This is a genomic window from Sphingomonas sp. 66-10, from assembly GCF_001897045.1.
Classification (GTDB): Bacteria; Pseudomonadota; Alphaproteobacteria; order Sphingomonadales; family Sphingomonadaceae; genus Sphingomonas; species Sphingomonas lycopersici.
This window is the reverse complement of sequence record NZ_MKRR01000158.1, coordinates 14,932-21,601: the sequence shown is the minus strand read 5'-3', so window position 1 is coordinate 21,601 and position 6,670 is coordinate 14,932. Positions and strand designations below refer to the sequence as shown.

4 protein-coding genes and 1 pseudogene are annotated in these 6,670 nt (G+C 67.6%); 4 read left to right on the top strand and 1 reads right to left on the bottom strand.

What is annotated here, in order from left to right:
• A partial coding sequence (locus BGN95_RS24290) for an AIR synthase related protein (RefSeq protein ID WP_286774321.1) occupies positions 1 to 333 on the bottom strand: 333 nt, incomplete at its 3' end.
• A gap of 160 nt (positions 334 to 493) precedes the next feature.
• Between BGN95_RS24290 and nadB the strand changes: the two genes are divergently transcribed.
• The 4 genes and pseudogenes from nadB to BGN95_RS24270 form a co-directional block, all read left to right on the top strand.
• Positions 494 to 2,074 (top strand): L-aspartate oxidase, encoded by a 1,581-nt coding sequence (gene nadB / locus BGN95_RS24285; RefSeq protein ID WP_286774303.1) that lies wholly within the window; start codon positions 494 to 496, stop codon positions 2,072 to 2,074.
• Positions 2,075 to 2,174: 100 nt separating this feature from the next.
• Positions 2,175 to 3,332, top strand: a complete 1,158-nt coding sequence (locus BGN95_RS24280; RefSeq protein ID WP_265271658.1) for a serine hydrolase — start codon at positions 2,175 to 2,177, stop codon at positions 3,330 to 3,332.
• A 150-nt stretch (positions 3,333 to 3,482) separates the two neighbouring features.
• Positions 3,483 to 6,248 carry a DNA polymerase I gene (gene polA / locus BGN95_RS24275; RefSeq protein ID WP_286774302.1) on the top strand — a complete coding sequence of 922 codons (2,766 nt, stop codon included), beginning with the start codon at positions 3,483 to 3,485 and terminating at the stop codon, positions 6,246 to 6,248.
• An 82-nt stretch (positions 6,249 to 6,330) separates the two neighbouring features.
• Positions 6,331 to 6,670: pseudogene (locus BGN95_RS24270) on the top strand (lipopolysaccharide biosynthesis protein); the annotation flags it as partial.

Sequence of the window (6,670 nt, the reverse complement as noted above, 5' to 3'; positions counted from 1 at the left end):
CGTATCCCCGCCGAGCAATGCGCAATCGAACGCCGCCAGCGCCGCCGCCAGCCCGGCGAGGAACGCCCGATCCCATTCGTCCGCGCCGAGCGGATAATTGAGCAGCACACCCTCGGGCCGCGCGCCCTTCGCCGCAAGATCGGAAAGGTTGGTCGCCACCAGCTTCCACGCCACGTCGTCGGGCGGGTCTCCGGCAAGGAAATGCACCCCTTCGACCAGGGTGTCGGTGGTGAGGATATGCTCGCCGAGCCGCGCGACGTCATCGGCCAGCCCGAGCGCGCCGGGGTGGAGCGGCAGGCGGCGCAATGCGGCGATGAACTCGGCTTCGATCATCGCGCCGGGGTATCGGCTTTGCGGCACCTCGTCGCCCCCTTTCGTCATTCCCGCGAAGGCGGGAATCGATTCTGGCTGGCCTCACGACTCTTTCCCCGACCTGCGGGAATGACGGCGAATGTCCTTGTCGCGCGGCGCAACTTTCGGGCAACAAGCGCACATGATCAGCACCAGCGACGTCCTCATCGTCGGTTCCGGCGCGGCCGGGCTGACCGCCGCGCTCAACCTCGCCGACCGTTTCAAGGTCACCGTGCTCGCCAAGGGCGCGCTCAACGAGGGCTCGACCGCGCATGCGCAGGGCGGGATCGCCGCGGTGCTCGAACCGGGCGACACGTTCGACAGCCATATCGAGGATACGATGATCGCCGGCGCGGGGCTCAACGACCGCGCCACCGTCGAATTCGTCGTCGAGAACGCCCCCGCCGCGATCCAGCGGCTGCAGGCATTGGGCGTGCCTTTCGCCACCGAGGGCGACGCGCTCCACCTGACGCGCGAGGGCGGGCATTCGCACCGCCGCATCGTCCATGTCGCCGACGCGACCGGCTGGGCGGTGCAGGAGGCGCTCCAGCGCGCCGCCGAGAAACACCCCAATATCACCCTCGTCCCCGATCAGGTCGCGATCGACCTCGCCACCAGCCGGCATGAGGAGCGCTATTCGGGCGCGGGCAACGTGTGGGGGGTCTATGCGGTCGATCGCCGCACCGGGCGGGTCAATCTCTACACCGCGCGCGCGACGATCCTCGCCACCGGCGGGGCGGGGCGCACCTATCTCTTCTCCACCGCGCCGCGCGGCGCGACGGGGGACGGGATCGCGATGGCGTGGCGCGCCGGCTGCCGCATCTCGAACATGGAATTCATGCAATTCCACCCGACCTGCCTCTACAATCTCGACGTCAAGAATTTCCTGATCACCGAGGCGGTGCGCGGCGAGGGCGGCCAGCTCAAGCTGCCGACCAACGGCCACCGCTTCATGCCCGATTTCGATCCGCGCGCCGAACTGGCGCCGCGCGATGTCGTCGCGCGCGCGATCGACCACGAGATCAAGCGGCTCGGGCTCGATTACGTCCACCTCGATATCAGCCATATGCCCGCCGATTTCGTCCGCGCGCATTTCCCCAACATCTACGAGAAACTGATCGGTCTCGGCATCGACATGACGCGCGAACCGATCCCGGTCGTTCCGGCGCAGCATTATACCTGCGGCGGGATCCTGATCGATCGCGACGGGCGCACCGACCTTCCCGGGCTCTATGCCGCGGGCGAATGCACCCAATCGGGGCTGCACGGCGCCAACCGCCTCGCGTCGAACTCGCTGCTCGAATGTTTCGTCTATGGCGAGGCGGCGGCGAAGCATATCGCGGCCAATTGGGACGGCTTCGCCCCTGTCCCCGCGATCCGCGCCTGGGACGAAAGCCGCGTCACCGATTCCGACGAGGAAGTCGTCATCAAGCAGAACTGGACCGAGATCCGCCGCTTCATGTGGAATTACGTCGGGATCGTGCGCACCACCAAGAGGCTGGAACGCGCCGCGCACCGCATCAAGCTGCTGACCGAAGAAGTCGGCGATTATTACGGCCATTTCCGCGTCACCCCGGACCTGATCGAATTGCGCAATCTGCTCCAGACCGCCGATCTGATCGTGCGCTCGGCGCTGCTGCGCCACGAAAGCCGCGGGCTGCATTATACGCTCGACTGGCCCGAGACCTCGCCCAAGGCGGTCGATACGATTCTCGTTCCGTGAATCCGTCGCGGCTCAGGCGCGGTTCATCGCGAACCGCGCAAACTGATGTTTTCTTTCAATGCCGAGATCGGTTTTAACTCGACATCGGGTCGGGTGGGCAATGAAGAAGATGTTAGGGTCGCGAATTCGGTGGGCGATAGCCGCTTCGGGCGCACTGGCGTTGATCGCCTGCGGCCCCGGTACGCGGCCGGGCACGACCACCGCGCGCGCACCCAGTTCGTCCTACGCATCCGCCCCCGCTTATGTCGTGTCGCTCCCCGTGCCGAAGGTCCGCCCGCGGCCGCGCAACGACGCACCCGCCGCGCTGGCCGAGCGGATCGAGACACTGGTCCGCGGTTTCCCCGGGGTCGCGGGGATCGCGATCCGCGCGGTCGATGAAGGCTGGACGGTCGAATATGGCGCGCGGCGCCTGATGCCGCAGCAGAGCGTGAGCAAATTGTGGGTCGCGATGACCGTGCTCGACCAGCGCGATTCCGGCCGGCTCCGCCTCGACGATCCGGTGACGCTCTACCCCGCAGATCTCACCTTGTTCCACCAGCCGATCGCCGCGCTGGTCAAGCCGAGCGGCTATCAGACCACCGTCAGCAGCCTGCTCGTCCGCGCGCTGACGCAAAGCGACAATACCGCCAACGATCGCCTGCTCAAACTGGTCGGCGGCCCCGCCGCGGTGCGCGCGTTCATCGAGCGCAAGCAATTGGGCGACATCCGCTTCGGCCCCGGCGAGCGGCTGCTCCAGGCCAAGACCGCGGGGCTGACCTGGCAGCAGAGCTATTCGCTCGGCAACGGCTTCAATATCGCGCGCTCGCGGCTTTCGCCGGCGGTGCGCGAGGCCGCGCTCGAAGCCTATATCGCCGATCCGCCCGACGGCGCCGCGCCGCTCGCGATCGCCGACGCGCTGGCGCGGCTGGCGCGCGGCGAATTGCTGTCCGAAACCTCGACCCGCTTCATGCTCACCACGATGGGGTCGACCGTCACCGGGCGCGCACGGCTCAAGGCGGCACTCCCGCCCGGCTGGACGCTCCAGCACAAGACCGGCACCGGGCAGGAGCTCGGCCGCCGCAACGCCGGGTTCAACGATGTCGGGCTGCTCACCGCCCCCGACGGGCGGCGCTATGCGATCGCGGCGATGATCGGCGATACGACGCGCCCGATGCGCGACCGGCAGTTGCTGATCCAGGCCGCCGCCAGCGCGCTGACCGGCCACCGGCTCGACACGCGCTCGATCGCCGCGGCCGACGACGACGCGCCGGGGAGCTGAGCGCTCGCATCCTTCCCTTCGTCATTCCCGCCTGCGCGGGAATGACGGGTAGATGTGGAAGGGGCGCCAAGGCCACAACACGCCACAAACCCGCCAAATCACCCCACAAGCGGGATTGGTCCCGCGCGCGATCCGAGCTATCCCCCGACCATGCCGCATCTCTACCTCGTCGATGGCTCGGGCTATATCTTCCGCGCCTATCACGTCCTGCCCAAGCTCACCAACCAGCACGGCGAACCGGCCGGGGCGGTCTATGGCTACACCACGATGCTGTGGAAACTCGCCAAGGAACTCCACGAGGCCGACGGGCCGACGCATCTCGCGGTGATCCTCGACGCGGCCGAGCATACCTTCCGCAACGAGATGTACGATCAGTATAAGGCGCACCGCCCGCCCGCGCCCGAGGATCTCGTCCCGCAATTCCCGATGATCCGCGACGCGACCCGCGCCTTCTCGCTGCCGTGCATCGAGGAAGCCGGGTGGGAGGCGGACGATCTGATCGCGTCTTATGCCAAGGCGGCGCTGGCGCAGGGCTGGCAGGTGACGGTGATCAGTTCCGACAAGGATCTGATGCAGCTTTTGACCGAGCCCGGCATCGACATGCTCGATACGATGCGCGACCGGCGGATGGGGCCGGAGGCGGTGGTCGAGAAATTCGGCGTCGGCCCCGAGAAATTGGGCGAGGTGCTCGCGCTGATGGGCGATGCGGTCGACAATGTCCCCGGCGTCCCCGGGGTCGGCCCCAAGACCGCGGCCAAGCTCATCAACGAATATGGCGACGTCGAGGCCGTGCTCGCCGCCGCGCCCGGGATGAAACCGGGCAAGTTGCGCGAAAATCTGATCGCCAATGCCGAGATGGCACGGCTGAGCCGCAAGCTGGTCGAGCTGGCGAGCGACGTGCCCTTGCCCCAGCCGCTCGAGGAAATGGCGCTCGACGGCATCCCCGAGGCGCCGCTGCGCGCATTCCTGGAGCATCACGGCTTCAAGTCGCTGCTCGCCAAATTGGGGCAGGTGGCCGATGCCCCGGCACCGACCCCCGTTTCGCCGACCGCGCTGCCGCAGGCGGAAGAGCCGCCGTGCGACCACGACAGCTACGCCACCGTCACCGACGAGGCCGCGCTCGATCGCTGGATCGCCGAGGCGCGGCACCAGGGTTATGTCGCGATCGACACCGAGACGACCGGCAAGGACCCGATGCTCGCCGAGCTGGTCGGGGTCAGCCTCGCGCTCGCGCCCAACCGCGCCTGCTATATCCCGCTCGCGCACGGCGGGACCGACATGTTCGCCGAAAAGCCGGTGCAGCTCAACCGCGACGCCGCGCTCGCCAAGCTGCGCCCGCTGCTCGAAGACCCCGGGGTGCTCAAGATCGGGCACAATCTCAAATACGACCTGATCATCCTCGCCCGCGTCGGGGTCGATGTCGCGCCTTATGACGATTCGATCGTGATGAGCTTCGATCTCGATGCCGGGCTCCACGGCCACGGGATGGACGAGCTCGCCGCGACCCACCTGTCGCATTCGTGCATCGCGTATAAGGATGTCGTCGGGACCGGGAAGAAGCAGCTCGGCTTCCACGAGGTCGATCTCAGGACCGCGACCCGCTACGCCGCCGAGGATGCCGATGTGACGCTGCGGCTGTGGCGGCGCTTCCGCGCGCGGCTCCCGGTCGAGGGATCGACGCGTATCTACGAGATGGTCGATCGCCCGCTCGTCGCGGTGATCGCGCGGATGGAGCGCCACGGGATCAAGGTCGATCGCGAGCGGCTCGCGCAATTGAGCCGCGGCTTCGATACCGAGATCGCCGCGCTCGAAACCGTGATCCACGGCCTCGCCGGCGGCCCGTTCACGATCGGCAGCCCCAAGCAACTGGGCGACGTCTTGTTCGAGCGGATGGGGATCAAGGGCGGGCGCAAGGGCAAGTCGGGGGTCTATTCGACCGACGTCAACGAGCTCGAGCGGATCGCCGCGTCGCACGAATCCCCCGGCGCCGAGATCGCGATGCGCGTGCTCGACTGGCGCCAGCTGACCAAGCTCAAGAACACCTATACCGATACGCTGCAGGAACAGATCAACCCCGCCACCGGGCGCGTCCACACCAGCTACAGCCTCACCGGCGCGCAGACCGGGCGGCTCTCCTCGACCGATCCCAACCTCCAGAACATCCCGATCCGCACCGAGACCGGGCGGCAGATCCGCGACGCCTTCGTCGCCGAGCCGGGCAATGTCATCCTCGCGGCGGATTATTCGCAGATCGAATTGCGCCTCGCCGCGCATATGGCCGACGTTCCCGCGTTGAAGGAGGCGTTCGCGCGCGGCGACGACATCCACTCGCTCACCGCGCAGGAATTGTTCGGCGAATTGAACCGCGACACTCGCGCGCGCGCCAAGACGATCAACTTCGCGATCCTCTACGGGATCAGCCGCTGGGGGCTCGCCGGCCGGCTGGCGGTGACCCCCGACGAGGCGCAGGCGATGATCGACCGCTATTTCGAGCGTTTCCCCGGGATCAGCCGCTATATCGCCGACACGCTGACCCATGCGCGCGACAATGGCTTCACCGAGACCTTGTTCGGCCGCAAGACGCATTTCCCGCGGCTCAAATCGAAGATCCAGCACGAGCGGCAGGGCGCCGAGCGCGCCGCGATCAACGCGCCGATCCAAGGCACCTCGGCCGATATCATCAAGCGCGCGATGGCGCGGATGGAACCCGCGCTGGCCGAAGCGGGTCTTGCCGGCACACGGATGCTGCTCCAGGTGCATGACGAACTGGTGTTCGAGGTGCCGCAAGCCGAGGTCGATGCCGCGCGCGTCGTGATCGAGCGCGTGATGGCCACTGCCGCCGAGCCGGCGGTGAAGCTCGACGTGCCGCTGGCGGTGGAGATCGGCGTGGGCGAAAGCTGGGGGGCGGCGCATTGACGGATCGTTCGGAAATGCCCCAGCGGGGCATTTCGTGCGGCGCCGGCCCGCGAAAATACCTCAGGCGTCGGGAGCGCCAGCGATGAGCGAAACCGCGGAGGATATTGCCACGCTCGCCAAGGGCGGCCGCACCAATGTCGCAGGGTTCATCCTGCGGCTGGCGGCGCGCATCCCGTTCCTGTTCATCGCCGGACGGCTCTACGGCCCCGATCTCGTCGGGCGGTTCGCGATCGCCGTGGTGGTGGTCGAGCTGGCGGCGCTGGTCTCGACGCTCGGGCTGAAACGCGGGCTGGCGCAGGCGCTCGCCACCACCGATCGCCCGCATGTCCATGTCGTATGGGACGCGCTCGTCCTCGGCGGCATCCTCAGCCTCGCCGCGAGCACGGTGCTGTGGATCTTCCCCGAGGTGATGTATCCCAACA

Bases quoted from the DNA above. Each gene is read 5' to 3' on its own strand.
- nadB (WP_286774303.1), top strand. From the start codon at position 494: ATGATCAGCACCAGCGACGTCCTCATCGTCGGTTCCGGCGCGGCCGGG.
- BGN95_RS24280 (WP_265271658.1), top strand. From the start codon at position 2,175: ATGAAGAAGATGTTAGGGTCGCGAATTCGGTGGGCGATAGCCGCTTCG.
- polA (WP_286774302.1), top strand. From the start codon at position 3,483: ATGCCGCATCTCTACCTCGTCGATGGCTCGGGCTATATCTTCCGCGCC.